At 61.4% G+C, this 16,965-nt stretch carries 17 protein-coding genes; 9 read left to right on the top strand and 8 right to left on the bottom strand.

Annotation, left to right across the window (positions count from 1 at the left end):
* Positions 1 to 8: 8 nt before the first annotated feature.
* A complete protein-coding gene (locus tag ACUXUR_RS22375; RefSeq protein WP_445504561.1) occupies positions 9 to 1,439 on the top strand; it encodes an NAD(P)(+) transhydrogenase (Re/Si-specific) subunit beta in 1,431 nt (476 codons plus the stop codon).
* Between the two features lie 151 nt (positions 1,440 to 1,590).
* Positions 1,591 to 1,839: a DUF6894 family protein gene (locus tag ACUXUR_RS22370; protein ID WP_445504596.1), complete on the top strand. Its 249-nt coding sequence runs from the start codon at positions 1,591 to 1,593 to the stop codon at positions 1,837 to 1,839.
* 77 nt (positions 1,840 to 1,916) lie between these two features.
* Here ACUXUR_RS22370 and ACUXUR_RS22365 read toward each other — a convergent pair whose 3' ends face one another.
* Entirely contained in the window at positions 1,917 to 2,294 is a 378-nt protein-coding gene (locus tag ACUXUR_RS22365) for a hypothetical protein (protein ID WP_445504560.1), read from the bottom strand.
* Positions 2,295 to 2,784: 490 nt separating this feature from the next.
* On the opposite strand from ACUXUR_RS22365, the gene ACUXUR_RS22360 reads away from it, so the two are divergent.
* The gene (locus ACUXUR_RS22360; protein ID WP_445504559.1) at positions 2,785 to 3,534 is read left to right on the top strand and encodes an SDR family NAD(P)-dependent oxidoreductase; all 750 of its coding nucleotides are present in this window, start codon (positions 2,785 to 2,787) and stop codon (positions 3,532 to 3,534) included.
* Positions 3,535 to 3,564: 30 nt separating this feature from the next.
* Complete coding sequence (locus tag ACUXUR_RS22355; protein WP_445504558.1) at positions 3,565 to 4,110, top strand: 2,4'-dihydroxyacetophenone dioxygenase family protein; 546 nt, start codon at positions 3,565 to 3,567, stop codon at positions 4,108 to 4,110.
* Positions 4,111 to 4,151: 41 nt separating this feature from the next.
* Here the strand turns inward: ACUXUR_RS22355 and ACUXUR_RS22350 are convergent, their stop codons facing one another.
* The 7 genes from ACUXUR_RS22350 to ACUXUR_RS22320 all read right to left on the bottom strand — a co-directional run bounded on the left by ACUXUR_RS22350 (position 4,152) and on the right by ACUXUR_RS22320 (position 10,202).
* On the bottom strand, positions 4,152 to 5,651 hold the full coding sequence (locus tag ACUXUR_RS22350; RefSeq protein WP_445504557.1) for a tripartite tricarboxylate transporter permease: 1,500 nt from the start codon (positions 5,649 to 5,651) through the stop codon (positions 4,152 to 4,154).
* Between the two features lie 13 nt (positions 5,652 to 5,664).
* Complete coding sequence (locus ACUXUR_RS22345; protein ID WP_445504556.1) at positions 5,665 to 6,123, bottom strand: tripartite tricarboxylate transporter TctB family protein; 459 nt, start codon at positions 6,121 to 6,123, stop codon at positions 5,665 to 5,667.
* Positions 6,124 to 6,137: 14 nt separating this feature from the next.
* Positions 6,138 to 7,112 (bottom strand): Bug family tripartite tricarboxylate transporter substrate binding protein, encoded by a 975-nt coding sequence (locus ACUXUR_RS22340; RefSeq protein WP_445504555.1) that lies wholly within the window; start codon positions 7,110 to 7,112, stop codon positions 6,138 to 6,140.
* Positions 7,113 to 7,255: 143 nt separating this feature from the next.
* Positions 7,256 to 7,735 (bottom strand): DUF2938 domain-containing protein, encoded by a 480-nt coding sequence (locus ACUXUR_RS22335; protein WP_445504595.1) that lies wholly within the window; start codon positions 7,733 to 7,735, stop codon positions 7,256 to 7,258.
* A gap of 37 nt (positions 7,736 to 7,772) precedes the next feature.
* Positions 7,773 to 8,561 (bottom strand): SDR family NAD(P)-dependent oxidoreductase, encoded by a 789-nt coding sequence (locus ACUXUR_RS22330; protein WP_445504554.1) that lies wholly within the window; start codon positions 8,559 to 8,561, stop codon positions 7,773 to 7,775.
* Positions 8,562 to 8,625: 64 nt separating this feature from the next.
* Entirely contained in the window at positions 8,626 to 9,402 is a 777-nt protein-coding gene (locus ACUXUR_RS22325) for an SDR family oxidoreductase (protein ID WP_445504553.1), read from the bottom strand.
* Between the two features lie 83 nt (positions 9,403 to 9,485).
* On the bottom strand, positions 9,486 to 10,202 hold the full coding sequence (locus ACUXUR_RS22320) for a GntR family transcriptional regulator (RefSeq protein ID WP_445504552.1): 717 nt from the start codon (positions 10,200 to 10,202) through the stop codon (positions 9,486 to 9,488).
* 83 nt (positions 10,203 to 10,285) lie between these two features.
* On the opposite strand from ACUXUR_RS22320, the gene ACUXUR_RS22315 reads away from it, so the two are divergent.
* The 5 genes from ACUXUR_RS22315 to kce all read left to right on the top strand — a co-directional run bounded on the left by ACUXUR_RS22315 (position 10,286) and on the right by kce (position 16,964).
* The gene (locus ACUXUR_RS22315; RefSeq protein ID WP_445504551.1) at positions 10,286 to 11,536 is read left to right on the top strand and encodes a substrate-binding domain-containing protein; all 1,251 of its coding nucleotides are present in this window, start codon (positions 10,286 to 10,288) and stop codon (positions 11,534 to 11,536) included.
* Positions 11,537 to 11,664: 128 nt separating this feature from the next.
* Positions 11,665 to 12,540, top strand: a complete 876-nt coding sequence (locus ACUXUR_RS22310; protein ID WP_445504550.1) for a branched-chain amino acid ABC transporter permease — start codon at positions 11,665 to 11,667, stop codon at positions 12,538 to 12,540.
* Between the two features lie 4 nt (positions 12,541 to 12,544).
* The gene (locus ACUXUR_RS22305; protein WP_445504549.1) at positions 12,545 to 15,061 is read left to right on the top strand and encodes a branched-chain amino acid ABC transporter ATP-binding protein/permease; all 2,517 of its coding nucleotides are present in this window, start codon (positions 12,545 to 12,547) and stop codon (positions 15,059 to 15,061) included.
* Between the two features lie 20 nt (positions 15,062 to 15,081).
* Complete coding sequence (locus tag ACUXUR_RS22300) at positions 15,082 to 16,014, top strand: 3-hydroxyacyl-CoA dehydrogenase (protein ID WP_445504548.1); 933 nt, start codon at positions 15,082 to 15,084, stop codon at positions 16,012 to 16,014.
* 23 nt (positions 16,015 to 16,037) lie between these two features.
* Positions 16,038 to 16,964 carry a 3,5-dioxohexanoate:acetyl-CoA acetone transferase gene (gene kce, locus ACUXUR_RS22295; protein WP_445504547.1) on the top strand — a complete coding sequence of 309 codons (927 nt, stop codon included), beginning with the start codon at positions 16,038 to 16,040 and terminating at the stop codon, positions 16,962 to 16,964.
* The last annotated feature ends 1 nt before the right edge of the window (position 16,965 follow it).

Here is a 16,965-nt window from a genome sequence, read left to right as displayed (position 1 = left end):
ATCCCCCGATGAGCTTTGGCCTTGTCTCCGCCGCCTATGTGGCGGCCGCCGTTCTGTTCATCCTGTCGCTCGGCGGCCTCTCCGGCCAAGAAAGCGCCAAGCGCGCCGTGTGGTACGGCATTGCCGGCATGGCGCTGGCCGTAGGGGCGACCGTATTCGGGCCCGGTGTGGGCAACTACGCCGTGATTGCCGCCATGCTGGTGATCGGCTCAGGCATCGGCTGGTATGTGGCCAAGAAGGTCGAGATGACCGAGATGCCGCAGCTGGTGGCGGCGCTGCACTCCTTCGTCGGTTTGGCGGCAGTGTTCATCGGCTTCAACGCGGACCTCGAGCTCGGGCGAGTTCTGGCCCTGGACGGGGCCTCCCGGCAGGCTCTGACCGGCTTTGCCGGAGTGCTGGCGCACAAGAGCGGCGTCGAGACCGCGATCCTGAAGGTCGAGGTCTTCGTGGGCGTGTTCATTGGCGCGGTGACGTTTACGGGCTCGGTGATCGCCTTCGGCAAGCTCGCCGGCAAGGTCGACGGCAAGGCCAGGAAGCTGCCGGGCGGACATGGGCTCAATGCCGGTGCGGCCCTGCTCTCGCTCGGTCTGTGCGTGATGTACGTGAACGGCGCGGGCATCTGGGCCCTGGTGGGGATGACACTGCTGGCGTTCTTCATCGGCTATCACCTGATCATGGGGATCGGCGGGGCGGACATGCCCGTGGTGGTGTCGATGCTCAACTCCTACTCGGGCTGGGCGGCAGCGGCCATCGGCTTCACGCTGGGCAACGATCTGCTGATCGTGACGGGTGCGCTGGTGGGCTCCTCGGGCGCGATCCTCAGCTACATCATGTGCAAGGCGATGAACCGGAGCTTCATCAGCGTGATCCTGGGCGGCTTTGGGGCCACAGCAGGTCCGGTGATGGCGATTGACGGCGAGCAGATCGCCATTGACGCCGACGGTGTGGCCACAGCGCTGGAGGAAGCCGACAGCGTCATCATCGTGCCGGGCTACGGCATGGCGGTCGCGCAGGCGCAGCAGTCGGTGTCGGAACTCACCCGTCGCCTGCGCGCGAAAGGCAAGGACGTGCGGTTTGCCATCCACCCCGTGGCGGGCCGTCTCCCGGGCCACATGAACGTGCTGCTGGCCGAGGCCAAGGTGCCCTACGACATCGTGCTGGAGATGGACGAGATCAACGAGGACTTTGCGAGCACGGATGTGGTGATCGTGATCGGCTCGAACGACATCGTAAACCCGGCCGCGCAGGAAGACCCGAACAGCCCGATCGCCGGCATGCCGGTGCTGGAGGTGTGGAAGGCCAAGCAGGTCTTTGTCTCGAAGCGGGGTCAGGGCACCGGCTATTCCGGCATTGAAAACCCGCTGTTCTACAAGGACAACACCCGCATGTTCTACGGCGATGCGAAAGCCAGTATCGACCAGCTGGTGCAGGCAATCTAGGAACGATCTCAGCGCAAAAGCGGTCTAATCCGTTACACTGCGGCTGGTTAATCATCCTCGTCCAAAGAGTAGAACTGATCGTTGCCTGCTTATGTGAACTAATCCCTAAGAGAGGCTTACCCAAACCGGTTGTTTGGCTAATATTCTTGCCATGCCGAGATACAGATTTTTTGTCTCAAGCCAGCAAGATCGCGTCAGGTATCCGAGAAGTTTTGACTTGGCTGATGCCGACGCTGCGAAAGACATTGCGCTGCAAATAGCCAGAGTTTTCACTGAGGTCGTGCCGTATTGGGGTGATCTATCGGCTGATCAGCGGAATGGCTTCATGATTGAAATTGTGGACGAGGCCGACGAAGTGGTTCTCACCATCCCCCTCGAGGTACAAGATAGCAAGACGTGATTGGAACGTAGCAAGAGCTCGGCTCAGGGCCCATGCAGCAGTGATGGATAGAGGACTCGAATATTAGTACCTCCCTTTCAATGGTGGTCGCCGTCAGGCGGCTGATCAGCCAGTCTCTTGATTTCGAGCACCGCAGCCGAGACGAAGGCAGCGACGACGAGAAAGGTCACGATGATCGTGAGAGTCCCGTCCTGAACTCCCGGATTCATTCCGACCAGCGGGATCAGCAGCAAAGCCGGAATGCCAAGGCCGATCGCGGCAAGAATGTAGACTGGGTTTATTGGTTCCCGAGCCCCATGGCTCCGCGACCTGACTTCGTGAACCGTCGGGTGAGGCTGAATTGCCTCCTGTTTCTGGTCTGTTTGCAACTCCACAGCTTCATTGGGCTGGGATAAAGAGCTTGCGACGCCCTGATCAGGTTCCTTTGGAGCAAGACCATCAGTGACTGCGATCATCTGCACCTGCTGCTTCGCTTCGTCTCTGCTCTCGTGTCGTCGGCCTTGCTGATCCTCCCCGCTCAGAATGTCTCCCGCAGTCAAGTTGCGGGCATCTGCGAGAGCGGCGTCCTGTGGTGGCGGAATGCTGGAGGGAGTGTTTCCTTCCGCGCTTTCCAGTACACCACCGGACATCCCGGTGCTTAATTGGTCGGGAACCGTCTCCCTCTTGCGCTTCGACGCAGGGCGCGATTTCTGAGTGGCTGATCTTGAGCGTGGCGAACTATCCATATCATTCCGCCCGTTGAGGTTGTCAGATTGGCTTGGCTGCTTCGGAGGTTTCCTCATGTTTGTATCAAGAGCAGATACCTTGGCGTTTTCATGACGATACCGTTTTCCACTCTCGGCGCAGCCATAGGCCCATGGTAGAGTGGCGTCCCTAGTCTCGCCCGAAATAGAGCATTCCGAATCCGACCACGTATCCCATCAACATCACGGAACCGATAGCGGCATGCCGATCACAGACGCTTTTGCCTCTTATCTCTTCGACGGCCAAACCGTTCTGATCACGGGCGGCACGAGCGGAATCGGGCTTGCCTGTGCCAGAGCTTTCCGGGACCTGGGAGCCAATGTCACTGCGACGGGAGCGACCGAGACCGAGCGGACACGGGCGGCGGACGACGAGATCAATGCAGGGATCTCGTTTGCCGTGCTCGACGTGCGCGACGCCTGCGCGATCGACAGCCTGCTCGCACGTTTCGACCGCCTGGATATCCTGGTCAATGCCGCGGGCGTGATCCGTCGCGATATCGAACACAATCCAGAGATCTTTGCCGACGTGATCGCCGTCAATCTGACCGGAACCATGCGTGTCTGCTCGGCCGCGAAAGAAAAATTGCGCGAGGCCCTGGGTTCGGTCGTGAATATCGCGTCGATGCTCACCTTCTTCGGTGGACCACGCGTGCCGGCCTACAGCGCCTCGAAAGGAGGAATCGGCCAGTTGACGAAGAGCCTTGCCGCCGCATGGGCGGCCGACGGCATCCGCGTCAATGCCATTGCACCGGGTTGGATCGCGACCCCGCTCACGCAGGCCCTGCAGGATGATCCCGAGCGCAGCAGCCCGATCCTGTCTCGCACGCCGATGGGGCGCTGGGGGACGCCGGAGGAAGTGGCCGGCGGCGTCGTCTTCCTGGCCTCGCCCGCGGCCCGTTTCGTGACGGGCGCCATCCTCGCCATCGATGGCGGTTATCTCACAATGTAATTGCAACAAGAGCTCACAGGAGCAGATCGCATGTCCCGTTCAGACCCCACCTCTCCTATCGCTCCCGCGAACGATAAGTGGGTACCCTACAAGCATCCGCAGCCGAAGGACTCTCCGCCGGAGCTAGTGATCCCGAACGCCATCCCGACGGACGAACGGATATGGGTTCCCGTGGAGGAGAACGTGTGGTTTCGTCCGCTGCTGCTTGCAGCCTCGCGGGGATATTGGATGAACCTTCTCCGTGTGCGGAAGTCGGGCGTTCTCTCGCGCCATCGCCATCCTCAACCGGTGCATGCGTTCGTGCTGAAGGGAGAATGGCGGTACTTGGAGCATGATTGGATTGCGACCGAGGGCTCTTACGCCTATGAGGCTCCCGGCGAGACGCATACGCTGGTGGTCGATCCGCACGTCGAGGAGATGATCACCCTGTTCCAAGTGAACGGAGCCATGATTTATGTCGATCCGGACGGTAATGCGACCGGCTTCGACGACGTCTTCACGCGAATCGAGAAGTGCCGCGCGCACTATGCAAGGAACGGCCTCGGAGCCGACTACGTCGACCAGTTTATCCGGTGACGTGGGGATGGGTTCTCGCAGATCTGCTCCCGTGCGTTGTTTCAGCCTGCTCTCGGAATTGTCGCCTGCCTGGAGCGCAGCACCGCCATCAGCAACGGGACAAACCAGACGAGCAATGTGACTACACCAAGCGAGCCCGCAATCGGCCGCTCGAAGAACGCGAGGAAGCTTCCATCCGACTTGATCATGGAGGTCACGAAATTTTCCTCGAGCATCGGGCCAAGCACGATGCCGAGGATGCACGGGGCGACCGGGATGTCGTTCTCCTCCATCAAGAATCCGAGCACTCCAAAGATCAGCATCACGGCAACGCCGAAGGCGGAGTTATTGATCGCGAACGCGCCGACGATGCAGAACATGAGGATGCACGGCATCAGGATCTCGCGCGGAATGCGCAGGATGGTCTTGGCGCCCTTGATGGCTGCCCAGCCAAGGGGCAGCATCACCAGATTGGCCAGAATGAAGATGATGAACACCGCATAGATGTATTGCGGATTATTGATGAAGATCGTCGGACCCGGGTTCATGTTCTTCAGGTAGAGCACGCCAATTACGATGGCCGTGATGCTGTCGCCCGGAATACCGAAAACGAGCGCCGGGACCCAGGCGCCCGCGAGAGCCGCATTGTTCGATGACGTGCTTTCGATAATTCCTTCCACATGCCCCTTCCCGAACTTCTCGGGGGTGCGGGACATCTTCTTGCTCACCGCGTAACTCACCCAGGCCGCGATGTCGGCTCCGGCCCCCGGCAACGCGCCGATGATCGTGCCCAGCACGTTGCCGCGCAGCTGCTGCGGCCAATACTGCACCATCATCTGTCCCCAGCCCCGAAAGAGATTGCCCATCACGGCCTGCGGCACGGCTTGGATGCTATGGGAGATGGCAAACCGAAAAATCTCGGACACGGCGAACAGGCCAATCATGGCCGCAATGAAGTTTACGCCTCCGGTGAGTTCAGCATTTCCGAACGTGAAGCGGGGCACGCCGGCCGGATTGTTCAGCCCGATGGTCGAAACGAATAGACCGATGAACAGGCTGACGAAGCCTTTCACCGGCGATCCCGTTCCGATGAACACCGCACAGGTCAGCCCGAGCAATGCCAACCAGAAATACTCAAAGGAGCTAAACTTTAAGGCGACCTCGGCAAGGGCCGGAGCAGACAGGATGAGCACGATTGTCCCGAACAATCCACCGATGGCCGAGAAGAGCAGGTTGGCCCCCAGGGCGATCTCCCCCTCTCCATTGCGGGTCATCATGTACGCTTCGTCCGTATAGGCTGCGGAAGCAGGAGTTCCCGGGATGCGCAACAGCGTGCCCGGGATATCGCCTGCAAAAATGGCCATGGCGGAGCAGGTTACCATGGCTCCCACCGCCGGCACCGGATCCATGAAGAACGTCACCGGAACCAGAAGCGCGATTGCCATCGTCGCGGTCAGGCCGGGGATAGCGCCGACGACGAGCCCGAACAGGGCCGCGAGAAAGATCGTCACCAGCACCGCTGGCTGGAATACGAGGCCGAAAGCTGTCTCAATCGCATTCATGACATCATCGGGGTCAGGGCCCAAGGAGCCCTAGTGGGAGAGGGACGCGCAGCAATCCGACGAAGGTCTGCTGAATCAAAAACGTTGCAGCGACCGCTACTGCCGCGGCGATCCACCAACGAACGCCCATCATCACCAGAAACACCAGCAGGATGACGATTGAGATCGGCACGAAGCCGAGTGCCGGCGCAGCCAGGATGTAGGCCAGGATCAAGGCGAAGACGACGGCAAGCCTCACCCAGGCATGGTGGGTGCGAGCCCAATCGTTCCAAACCACGGCGCCCTGCCAGTGGCGACGGCCCGAGGCTATCAGCAGGATTCCACAGCCCGCGAGGCCAGTAGAGATGAGCATCGGGAAGACGGCTGCGCCGTATTCCTGACCCGGAATGGCGGGAAGCGTCCTCGCATAAGCGAACATTGCGATCGCAAAGGCGAGGAGCACTGCACCGATGATTGCATCGTTGACGCGCATCGAGGTCGGCCCGGCTACTTGGCCAACCCGACTTTTTTCATGACCGCTCCGAGATCCTCGTCGCTCTTCTTCCAGAACGCCAGAAACTCCTCGCCTGCCGCGAACTTCACGCCGAAGCCCCGCTGGCTCATGAAGTCATTGTACTCTTTGCTCTTGTAAATCTTGTCCAATGCCTCGGCGAGCCGCTTCGTGACGTCCGCTGACATGCCCTTCGGCCCGACGATGCCGCGCCACGCGCCGATAGCCCATTTGCTGCCTGTCTGCTCCGCAAGCGTGGGAACGTCCGGGAACGCCGGGTTGCGCTCGGGATTCATGATGGCAATGCTCTTCACGCGGCCTGCTTCGATGAGGGAGCGAGCCTCCGGAAGCGAGCAGGGAGCAATGTCGACGCCCCCCGCGACGAGATCCTGAAGCCCCGGCGCAGCGCCCTGGCTCGGCACCCAGCGGACAGTGCTCGGATCGATATTGAGACTGTCGAGCATGCCGGCAATTGCCAGGTGCCAAATGCCACCCTGCCCTGTCCCCGATGCCTTGAACTTGCCCGGGTTCTTCTTGATGTCGTCCAGCAGGTCGTTCACGGTTTTGTAAGGCGCGTCTGCGCGCACCTGAACGCCCGCGGGATCGAGGTTCATCAAGGCAATGGGCGTGTAATCCTTGTAGTCGCGCTGGGTGAGGCCTTGCCAATGCAGCATGCCGATCTCGACCGTCGCAAGCCCGAGGGTATAGCCATCCGGCGCCGCCGCGGCGATGGCGTCATGCCCTACGACGCCGCTGCCGCCCGTCCTGTTGACGACATTGACCGGCTGACCAAGCTCCTTCTCAAGCAGGGAGCCGATGATGCGAGCGGTCGCATCCGTGCCTCCGCCGGCAGCCCAGGGAACGATAATGGTGACCGGTCGCTCAGGATAGGCAGCCCAAGCATACTCGGCAGCAGAGACAAGCGAGATGGCAGCAACGGCTAGTGTCTTCAGGAAACCACGGCGCAGCATTCTTTCCTCCCGATGTGCCGGCGCCTCGTTCATCTGGAGCCGGTCTTTGAGTTGTGTTGCGTCACGATAAGATTATTGACCGGCTCTTCCTATTTTCCACTCCACGATAGACTAATGTCCTGTCACGCGCCCATCCGATAAGCTTATCGAATAAGAAGCGCGCTCGCGTACAGCCCGAAGCCAAAGACGACATGGCCAACAATGTTGAGGGCTCTGATCTGGGTGGCGTTGGGCCGCTTGGAAGCGGCGATGCCGGCCCCCATTCCGGGCTGAAGGAGAAACCAACCGGCCCCAACTGTGATGAGGCCCACCGCAAGCGCCGGCGCCAATGTCGGCGCTGAAGGCCAGTCCGGACGGGTAAAGGCCAGCAGGGCGGCCGCATAAACGATGCCGATCACATAATGTCCGATCCAACCGACGGCACGCTCCGACGCATAGGCGCGCGCGAGCGTGATGTCGTCGTGAAACACTTTGCCTTCTGTCAGATGGCAGAACCAACGCCCCACCAGCCCCCAGTTCGGTGCGGGAATCTTGAAGAACCGCTGCAGGATCAAGGCCCAGAGATCGAGCAGCGCCGTTGCGCCAATTCCAATAACGACAGTGCGATAAAGAAAATCAGTCATCCGTTTAGCCCCCTTCCTTCTTTTCCATCCCTGATGGTCACGGCATGTATTGCCCGCCATTCACCTCCATTACCTGGCCTGTGACGTAGCCGCTGAGCTGATTGGAAGCGAGATAGAGGAAGGCACCGACGCAATCTTCTGGAGAACCGAGGCGATCCATGGGGATGGTGGCTTGCATGGCGGCAAGCTGTTCCGGAGTCGAATAGCGCTCATGGAAGGGTGTCATGATGACGCCCGGCGAAACCGCGTTGACCCGGATGCCGTCCTTGACCAACTCCTTGGCCCAGCCCCGAGTGGCCACCGAGATGAAGCCCTTGGCTGCGGCATAGATGACCGATCCTGGCCCACCACCGTGACGCGCGGCGATCGACGATACATTGATGATCGAGCCACCTCCCTGTGGTCGCATGTGAGAAACTCCCTCGCGAACGAAGCGCACGACCTGCTCGACGTTCAGGGCGAGCACCGCATCCACATACTCGTCCGTGTAGTCCTTGATCGGCGTCCGCTTGACCAAGCCGCCGGCATTGTTGACGAGAACGTCAAGACGGCCGAAATGCCCGATGGTGTCGGCCACAACCCGCGCCGCCGCCTCGGGCTCGGTCACGTCAGCCTGGACCAGGAAAGCCTCGCCGCCAGCCGCCCTTACCTCCTCGGCGACTTGCTGCGCCGGACTCTCGCTGGCGTTGTAGTGGATTGCCACTCGCGCCTTATTGTGCCCGAACGCGACTGCTGCCGCGGCTCCGATCCCGGTGCTCGCGCCGGTGATGAGGATGACCTTTCCGGCAAGATCCGGAATGGTGGGATAGGCCTCGGGAGAGATCATCGCTTGAACTCCGAAATGAGCTTTGAAATGGAAGGAAGCTGCAGGCCGCGCCGATCATCATTCCTCAGAAAAGAGCCTGGAGATCGGCGTCGACGGCAATGGCCTGTCCCGAGATCGTGCGTCCCAGCGGCGAGCACAGGAAGACGATCTGATCGGCCAGCTGCTGCGCCGTCACGTATTCCTTCAGGGACGTGTTCGCGAGCGCCCGGCGCTGCATCTCCTCGAACGATACGCCAAGCTGCTGGGCTTTGGCCTCGAGCACCCGGCGCTGGCGGTCCCCGGCAACGACCCCGGGCAGAATCGCGTTCACGCGGATGCCGTCCTCACCCAGCTCCCGCGAGAGCGATTTCGTGAAGCCGATGACGGCCCATTTGGCGGCGGCGTATGGGGAGCGCAGGGGAAAACCGAACCGGCCTGCGGCGGAGGACAGATTCACGATCGAGGCGTTCTCGCTTTTTCTCAGGTGAGGCACCGCGAGACGCGTGCAGTTGAACTGTCCGGTAATGCAGACCTCGAGGCAACGATCCCAATCCTCCGGGTTGATCTCCTCCACCCGTGCGGTCGGCCCTGCGATGCCGGCATTGTTAACAAGGACATCGAGACCGCCGAGAACTCCGAGAGCTTCCTCGAAAACCCGGGCGACATTGCCTCGATCCGCCACATCGCCATAGGAGGAGGTCAGGTCCGGATCGGTTGAGGCCGCCGCGTTAAGGGCCGCACGGTCGACGTCGCAGATATGCACGCGCGCGCCTTCGCGATGGAAGGCGCGGGCAATCTCGAGTCCGATGCCTGCGGCACCAGCCGTCACCAGCACACGCAGCCCGGCGATATTGAGGTCCATCTTCGTCGTCTCCATCCGTGAACCGGGTCCCCTTTACACGCGGCGCCCGTTCATCTTGTGATTTCGAGAGCCTAGTCATCGGCCTAATCCAGCAGACGCCCGGTGCTCTCGATGAAATTTGCCGCGCCCTCGATGTCGTCGATGAGCGCCTTGCGTGCAGCGTCTCCGTCACCGGCGTTCACCGCTGCCACGAGACGACGGTGATGCTCGGTTGCACCGCCCGTGCGCAACCGTTCGGGAGAGGCCTTGAGATCGAAATTCAGGACTGGCCCGATCTTCAGCCAGAGACCCTCGATGATTCCCACCAGCGTCGGCAGGCCGGTCGCCCGGTAGACGGCGAAGTGGAGTTCCTTGTTGGCCCGGACGGCTCGATCCGCATGAGGATCGGGGCTTTGGGCTTCGGATAGGAACGCCTTTTCAAACCGCCGCATCTCCGAGAGGTCGGATTCCGCACGGTTCCTTGCCGACTGCTCCGCCGCGAAGCCCTCAACCGCGAGTCTCACCGTCGTCAGCTCCCTGAAGCGAGCGCGGGTCATCAGTGGGACGCGCACAGCACGGTTCGGTAGGACCTCCAGGGACTGATCGGCGACAAGTCGTGAGACCGCCTCCCGCACCGGCATCATCGATACGCCAAGGGTCTCGGCGACGCTGCGCAGAGACATCTTCTGCCCGGGAGCAAGCTCACCGCTCATCAGCAGGTCCCGCAGCTCGGTATGGACGCGTTCACCCAGGGTGACGCGCTCCAGCCGGCCGATCTGGGCGATGGCCGATGGCGTCTTGGTTGGGCGGGGGCTCGACAAGTTGCTCATTTTCCGACAGTCTAACTGTGATCACAGATCGCGGCAAGTAACTGCGACGCCATTATGGGAGGAAGGAAACGGCTATGGCACATTCTGATGACTTGACCCGTCGCACGCTCCTGAAGGGAGCGGCCAGCGCGACCGCGCTCGCAGGCCTTGGAATGCCTGCGATCGTCAAGGCGCAATCTGACGTGATTCGGATCGGGCACCTCACGCCCATTACCGGTTTCTTGGGGCCGCTTGGCGAGTTCGCCCAGATGGGCGTGAAGCTCGCAGCCGAGGAAATCAATGCCGCCGGGGGCGTTCTGGGCCGCAAGATCGAGCTCGTGATGGAGGATTCGGTAAATCCGCAGACTGCCTCCGCCAAGGCCGAGCGCCTGATCGAGCGGGACAAGGTCGCGATGATCATCGGCGAGATTTCTTCCGCCTCGGCCTTGGCCATCGGCCAGGTGGCGAACCGGACCAAGACGGTGTTCATCAACACCGGCGCCAATTCCGACGCGCTGCGCGGGGCCAGCTGCAATCCATTCATGTTCCACATCGAGGCTGCGAACTCGATGATGGTCACAGCTGTCGGCACGTACCTGAAGAACGAGAACATGATCAAGGGGAAGAAGTGGTATTCCCTCACGGCCGATTATGCCTTCGGCCATGATCTCTTCCGGGTTGCCAAGAAGTTCGTGACGGAGAACGGCGGCGAATTCATCGGCGAGGACCTCGTCCCCACCGATGCCACCGACTTCAGCCCCTATCTCCTCAAGATCCGGCAGGCCCAGCCTGATATCGTCGCCTCGAATCTCGCCGGAAACCAGATCACGAACTTCATCAAGCAATATGCCGAATACGGGCTCCAGTTCCCGATCACCGGCTTCGGCTTCGATACGGCAGTGGCCTGGGGCGCCGGGAAGGGCAACTTCTCCGGCATCTGGCCGCTGATCTGGCACCATATGGTCGATACGCCGTCGTCGAAGAAATTCGTCGACGCCTTCACCAAGAAATACGGCAAGCCGCCCGAAAATCAGAGCTGGGGCGACTATAACTCGCTCAGGATCGTCGCGCAGTCCTTCACCGAGATGAAGTCTGCGGACCCGCAGAAGCTCGCCGAGCACCTGCGCAAAGGCGCGAAATTCGACGTCCTGAAGAGCCGCGAAGGCTATTTCCGTGCCTACGACAACCAGATGGTGCAGGAGATGTATGCCGTACGCGCCAAGGATCCCGACAAGATGAAGGACCAGTGGGACATCTACGATCCGCTCGGCACCGTACCCGGTCCGAACGAGGATCTCGAGGTTCTAGCGCCGCCGAAGGACGGCACCTGCAAGATGCAGGCATGACACCATAAGCATCGGTCAGGCCGGACGGTTGACCGCCGCTCCGGCCGCCGAGAGCACGGCATTCCGTTTTCCCTCAGTTCCGGCTCCTCGCGTGAGGAGGCCTTCTACGACTGGAAAAGGAGTCTCGCTTGGCGTTCGTCTTTCTCCTTGAGCAAGTGGTGAATGGCCTTCTGGTCGGCGCTTACTATCTGCTGATCGCCCTCGGCCTCTCGCTGATTTTCTCGCTCGGCGGAATCGTCAACCTGTCCCATGGCGCGTTCTACGCGATCGGCGCGTATCTCGCCGTGACGCTGACGCCCATGATCGGATTTGCAGGCGCGTTCGTTGCATCTCCCGTGCTCGTCGCGCTCTTGGGCGTCGTGATCGAGCGCCTGTTCTTTCGAAGGTTCTACCGCTCGGATCCCATTCTCAGCCTGCTTCTGACATTTGGGCTTGCAATGATCATCGAGCAGAGCCTTCGGATGATTTTCGGGGCGGCTCCCCTGCCCTTCTCCATCCCATCGGCCCTCAGAGGTCAGGTCTTCCTCGGCAATTTCATCTATCCGCGCTACCGCCTGATCATCTTTGGCGTGGCGCTTGCAGCCGTCATCGCGACCTGGTTCCTGGTCTATCGCACCGCCTTCGGCCGTGTGGTCCGAGCCGGAGTGCAGAACCCGGACATGGTGGGAGCACTGGGCATTTCGCTTCAGCCATACATGACGGCCGTCGCCGCACTCGGCATTGGACTGGCAGGCCTTGCCGGCGTCCTCCTGGCCCCGATCTCGGGAGTTCATCCCGCGATGGGAGCCGAGATTCTGACAGCCGCCTTCGTGGTGGTCGTCATAGGCGGACTCGGATCCTTCTGGGGTGTAATCGCGGCTGCAGCGCTCGTAGGCGTGGTGCGCGGCCTCACGATCTATTTCTTCCCGCCAGCCGGCGAAGCCTCGATGTACCTGCTGATGGCCCTTGTGCTGCTTCTGCGGCCACGTGGGTTGCTCGGCGAACGCATCCAGAAATTCGAGTAGGTTGATGCGCACGAATTATTCGCCTCTTCTCATTACGGCGGCAGCGCTCATCCTGCTGCCCTTCGTTCTCGATCCCATCGGCCTGCCGCTCCGCTCGTCGATCGATGTCGTGGTGTTTGCCATCGCCTGTCTCGGCCTGAACGTCCTGGTCGGCTATACCGGCCTCGTCTCCTTCGGGCACGGCGTCTGGTTCGGGCTAGGAGCTTACGCGGCGGCATTGAGCCAGCTTTACTGGTTCCCGGAAGGCGTCGTTCTTCCGGCGCTATTCGCCATTGTCTTCATTGCCGCTACGTCGACCCTCCTCGGCGCGCTCATCCTACGGCGTCGAGGGGTCTATTTCTCACTGCTGACGCTGGCATTGGCAGCGATGCTCTTTGCTGTCGCTTACCGCTGGACGGCGTTGACGGGTGGAGAGAGTGGACTCGGAGGCGTCGTCCGCACGGGTGCGATCGGCCTCGATCTAAGCTCGGACTGGACCTATTACTGGTTCGTGGCGGCGGTGGCGTTCGCCGTCTGCCTTGCTTTGCTTCGCTTTCACAATTCGCCCGCCGGAAGCGTGCTGGTGGCAATTCGGGAAAACGAGCAGCGCGCCCGCTTTCTCGGCTATCCGACCAACCGCTACAAGCTCCTCGGCTTCGTGGTGTCCGCCATGGTCGTGGGACTTGCGGGCGTCCTTTCGGTCTTCAATCATCGCTTTGCCTCGGCCGAGCCCCTTTCCGTCGCCTTCTCGGGTGAGCTGATCGCCATGGTGGTGATCGGCGGAATGCGCAGTTTTCTCGGACCTGCCCTAGGGGCCCTCTTCTACATCCTGTTCCGCGAATTCCTGTCGATCTGGACCCCGCACTGGCTGCTCTATTTCGGCATCCTGTTCGTCGGCTTCATCGTCCTCTCGCCGACGGGACTGGTCGGAATTGCGCAACGGATCGCGGCGCCTTTCCGTCCCAGGATTACGGAAGAAGCGGCCATGGCTGGCCGCACCCTGACGGACGAGCCCCTGCCTTCGTTTCTCAAGCCGCCGGATCATGTCGACGGCATCATTCTGGAAGCGAAAGGCATCACCAAGAGTTTCGGCGCACTCAAGGCCGTTCAGTCCGTCAATATCGCCGTGCGTGACCGCACTCTCCATGCGCTAATCGGTCCCAACGGCGCCGGAAAGACGACGGCCTTCAACCTCATTTCCGGATACTACACGCCTGATGAAGGCGACGTCCTACTACGGGGGCGCTCCATCGCCGGGCTTTCCCCTGAAGCGATCACCCAGGCCGGGCTCGGACGCTCGTTCCAGATCACGAATCTCTTCCCGGCATTGACTGTCGAGGAGAATATCCGTCTCGCTATTCAGGCGCGTCACCCGCAGCGTTTTAACCCCTGGATGGCAGCGCGCTCGATCAAGCAGATTGAAACCGAGACATCGGCGGTGATCCGCTATCTCGGTGTCGCCGGCATCGAGAAGGCCGAAGCAGGTGCCCTCTCCTATGGCGGGCAGCGCCTCCTGGACATGGGCCTGGCGCTTGCCACGAAACCGAGGATGCTGTTGCTCGACGAGCCGCTCGCGGGCCTTGCGGCGGCCGAGCGCCAGCGCATCGGTGACATCATCAAGCGCATCTCCGCGGACGTTCCGATGCTGCTCGTCGAGCACGATATCGACCGTGTGTTTCAGATCGCCGATGCCGTCACGGTGATGAATGCAGGCCAGGTTCTGGTCGACGGATCGGTGGAAGATGCACGCTCAAGCCCGAAGGTGCAGGAAATCTATATCGGCTCTGGCGCGGCCACTGTTGCCGCGAAGCCCCGACAGAGCGCCGCCGAAGCGGCGACCGTGCTCACAGCTGAGAGGGTCAACACCTTCTACGGCAAGAGCCATGTCTTGGCGGACGTGTCCTTTGACGTGCGCCAACATGAGATCGTGGCCCTTCTTGGCCGCAACGGCGCCGGCAAGTCGACCCTGCTCAAGACACTGATCGGCATTGCACCGCCGGGCTCAGGCTCGATCAGGCTCGATGGCCAGGAGATCGCCGGCCGGCCCTCCGCTGAGATCGCGCGTCTGGGAATCGGCTACGTGCCGCAGGGGCGTGGTCTTTTCGCCGGAATGACTGTGGCCCAGAATCTCGAGCTCGGACGGCTCAAGCGCGAGACCGGCCACGGTGTCCGGTGGGATCTGGACAGGATCTTCGAATACTTCCCCCGCATTCGCGAGCGGCTCGATACTCCGGCGGACTTCCTGTCCGGAGGCGAACAGCAGATGGTGGCTGTCGCACGCGCCCTCTCGGGTGACGTGAAGGTGCTCCTCCTCGATGAGCCCTTCGAGGGTCTTGCTCCGGCCATCGTCGAGCAGCTCTTCGAGAGCTTCGACAAGCTCCGACACGAGGTCTCGATCATCATCGTCGACCACCACCTGGACCTTGCACTCGCTTTGTCCGACCGGACGGTCGCGCTCGAACGAGGGCGGGTGATCCATACCGGCCCATCGAAGGATCTGCGGGACGATCTTACGCTCCGCCGCAAGGTCCTGTGGCTGTGAGTTTTGAAGGAGACTACGGAATGCCGAGTGCTGCCATTATTGGAGCGGGATTGATCGGCCGATCCTGGGCGATCGTCTTCGCGCGGGCCGGCTGGGATGTGCGCATCACGGACCCGAATCCCGAGACCCTCGAGAAGGCGCCCAGCCTCATCCGAGAAGGGCTCGAAGAGCTGGCAAGGCATGGCCTCGTAGCAGACTCCGCAGCGGCATCCGCGCGTGTCGTCGTCGTGACCTCGCTGGCAGAGGCTGTGAGCGGAGCCGATCTCGTTCAGGAAAATGGCCCGGAAACTGTCGAGACAAAGCGAATGATTTTCGCGGAGCTCGACCGACTCGCACCGGCGGACTGCATTCTTGCTTCATCGACCTCCGCGATTGTCGCGTCCCAGTTCACTGAAGAGTTGCAAGGCCGTGCCCGCTGCCTCGTGGCGCATCCGGTCAATCCGCCTCATCTCGTGCCGCTGGTCGAACTCTGCGGGGCTCCGTGGACGGGGACCGAGACGATGGCTCGCGCGCGAACCATCTATGAAAGCGTCGGGCAGGTGCCCATCATGGTGAACCGCGAGGTCGAGGGCTTCGTTCTCAACCGGCTCCAGGGCGCGCTCCTGGCAGAGGCGTTCCGGCTTGTCGGCGAGGGCGTCGTGAGCCCACAGGATCTCGACAAGACCCTCAAGGATGGCCTCGGTCTGCGCTGGTCGTTTCTCGGTCCGTTCGAGACCATCGAGCTCAACGCGCCCGGTGGCATCGCCGATTACTGCAACCGCTACACCGGCTTCTACCGTCGTCTCTCCGAGCATCCCGCCAAACCCAATGTCTGGGATAAGGAGAATGTCAGCCGCATCCTGGAGGCCTGGGGTGAAGCGCCGGGACCCGATATGCTCGCCCGGCGCTCCGCCTGGCGGGACAGGCGCTTGGCTGCCCTGAAGGCCCACAAGCAGTCTCAACCGGATCAGTAATCCTCGGAGAAGGAACCAAGTCCATGGCCCGCAAAGTCATTATCACATGCGCCGTGACCGGCGCGATCCACACCCCATCCATGTCTCCTCATCTGCCGATCACGCCTGAGGAGATCGCGGAAGCCGCCATCGGCGCGGCGGAGGCAGGTGCTGCGATCGTTCATCTGCACGCGCGCGATCCGAAGAACGGCAAGCCTGATCAGTCCCCCGAGGCCTTTGCTCCCTTCCTGCAGGTAGTGAAGCAGCGCACCAACTGCGTCATCAACATCACAACAGGCGGCGCGCCAACGATGCTAGTGGAAGAGCGCGTGCGACCTGCGGCGCATTTCAAGCCGGAGGTTGCTTCCCTCAATATGGGGTCGATGAACTTCGGACTCTATCCGATGCTCAACCGCTTCAAGGAGTTCAAGTACGATTGGGAGCAGCCCTATCTCGAGGGTTCGCGCGACAGGATTTTCCGCAATACCTTCGCTGATATCGAGTACATTCTGACGACCTGCTCCGAGAACGGCACCCGTTTCGAAATCGAGTGCTACGATATCGGCCATCTCTATACCCTGGCCCATTTCGTCGACCGTGGCGTCATCAAGCCGCCTCTCTTCGTCCAGAGTGTATTCGGCCTCCTCGGCGGCATCGGTCCACACCCGGAGGACGTAGCCCACATGAAGCGTACAGCCGACAGGCTATTCGGAAATAACTACCAATGGTCCGTCCTAGGCGCCGGCAAGAACCAGCTCGCCATCGCGGCCCAGGCGGCGGCCATGGGAGGCAATGTCCGTGTCGGGCTTGAGGATTCGCTCTGGATCGGGCCGGGAAAGCTTGCGGAATCGAATGCGCAGCAGGTGACAATGGCGCGCCAAATCATCGAGGGATTGGGCCTGGAGATCGCTACTCCCGATGACGCGCGCAACATGCTGTCGTTGAAGGGAGGCGACCGCGTTAACTTCTAAC

It is taken from the genome of Microvirga medicaginis (assembly GCF_052658925.1).
The sequence above is the reverse complement of the archived record's forward strand: the minus strand, read 5'-3'. Positions and strand labels throughout refer to the sequence as shown.

Bases quoted from the DNA above. Each gene is read 5' to 3' on its own strand.
- ACUXUR_RS22365 (WP_445504560.1), bottom strand. From the start codon at position 2,294: ATGATCGCAGTCACTGATGGTCTTGCTCCAAAGGAACCTGATCAGGGC.
- kce (WP_445504547.1), top strand. From the start codon at position 16,038: ATGGCCCGCAAAGTCATTATCACATGCGCCGTGACCGGCGCGATCCAC.
- ACUXUR_RS22335 (WP_445504595.1), bottom strand. From the start codon at position 7,735: ATGACTGATTTTCTTTATCGCACTGTCGTTATTGGAATTGGCGCAACG.
- ACUXUR_RS22305 (WP_445504549.1), top strand. From the start codon at position 12,545: ATGCGCACGAATTATTCGCCTCTTCTCATTACGGCGGCAGCGCTCATC.
- ACUXUR_RS22355 (WP_445504558.1), top strand. From the start codon at position 3,565: ATGTCCCGTTCAGACCCCACCTCTCCTATCGCTCCCGCGAACGATAAG.
- ACUXUR_RS22345 (WP_445504556.1), bottom strand. From the start codon at position 6,123: ATGCGCGTCAACGATGCAATCATCGGTGCAGTGCTCCTCGCCTTTGCG.
- ACUXUR_RS22330 (WP_445504554.1), bottom strand. From the start codon at position 8,561: ATGATCTCTCCCGAGGCCTATCCCACCATTCCGGATCTTGCCGGAAAG.
- ACUXUR_RS22360 (WP_445504559.1), top strand. From the start codon at position 2,785: ATGCCGATCACAGACGCTTTTGCCTCTTATCTCTTCGACGGCCAAACC.
- ACUXUR_RS22340 (WP_445504555.1), bottom strand. From the start codon at position 7,112: ATGCTGCGCCGTGGTTTCCTGAAGACACTAGCCGTTGCTGCCATCTCG.
- ACUXUR_RS22375 (WP_445504561.1), top strand. From the start codon at position 9: ATGAGCTTTGGCCTTGTCTCCGCCGCCTATGTGGCGGCCGCCGTTCTG.
- ACUXUR_RS22325 (WP_445504553.1), bottom strand. From the start codon at position 9,402: ATGGACCTCAATATCGCCGGGCTGCGTGTGCTGGTGACGGCTGGTGCC.
- ACUXUR_RS22315 (WP_445504551.1), top strand. From the start codon at position 10,286: ATGGCACATTCTGATGACTTGACCCGTCGCACGCTCCTGAAGGGAGCG.
- ACUXUR_RS22300 (WP_445504548.1), top strand. From the start codon at position 15,082: ATGCCGAGTGCTGCCATTATTGGAGCGGGATTGATCGGCCGATCCTGG.
- ACUXUR_RS22370 (WP_445504596.1), top strand. From the start codon at position 1,591: ATGCCGAGATACAGATTTTTTGTCTCAAGCCAGCAAGATCGCGTCAGG.
- ACUXUR_RS22350 (WP_445504557.1), bottom strand. From the start codon at position 5,651: ATGAATGCGATTGAGACAGCTTTCGGCCTCGTATTCCAGCCAGCGGTG.